Below are 630 nucleotides of genomic sequence, written 5' to 3' on the forward strand. Positions count from 1 at the left end.
TCAGCGATAATCACCTGGTATTTCCCTTCATTTGTATCACCTTTATATTCATCAATCGCAATGACAGGCGGAAGAGCTTTAACTTCTTTCAACTGAGGTCCGGCTAAGGTATCGAAGCGACGCATGATTGTAGTTGAGGAGGTTTGAAAGATCTCTCCCGTCTCACGAAATGTCTTTCCTTTCACGACTCGAATACTTACGGCTTGATTCCACTCAACGGTCTGGCGTTGGTACCGCTCAATAAACGTTGCCTTTTCTGAAAAGCGTTTCCCACATTCACAGACATAACGTCTTCTTCGATAAAACAAAAGAGTTTGTCTCTCAAAGATTTTTAAGTGTTGGATTTTCTGTATTCGATAGTCATGAACACGCTTTGTCTTTTCCCCACATGACGGGCAGCGATGGACAACTTTTGGGAGTTCTATAGAGAGCTGCCATGTATCCTCCACCACCTCTGACTTTGTAATAATAACCCCTTCTAATCCAGGAATATTCATGTTAAAATTCATATGCACGTTTCTCCTACTGTCTATGTCTTGTTTTGGCCAAATTCAAGTATATAGGACAGTAAGAGTTACGTGTTTTTTTATGCCCAAATTTTCACGAAACCCCAACAAATATTATAGAGCC

At 40.8% G+C, this 630-nt stretch carries 1 protein-coding gene; it reads right to left on the bottom strand.

Annotation, left to right across the window (positions count from 1 at the left end; all coding sequences use genetic code 11):
- A partial coding sequence (locus tag KH400_RS20825; protein ID WP_312889312.1) for a transposase family protein occupies positions 1-515 on the bottom strand: 515 nt, incomplete at its 3' end.
- Between the last annotated feature and the right edge of the window lie 115 nt (positions 516-630).

The organism is Desertibacillus haloalkaliphilus, from assembly GCF_019039105.1.
Classification (GTDB): domain Bacteria; phylum Bacillota; class Bacilli; order Bacillales; family KJ1-10-99; genus Desertibacillus; species Desertibacillus haloalkaliphilus.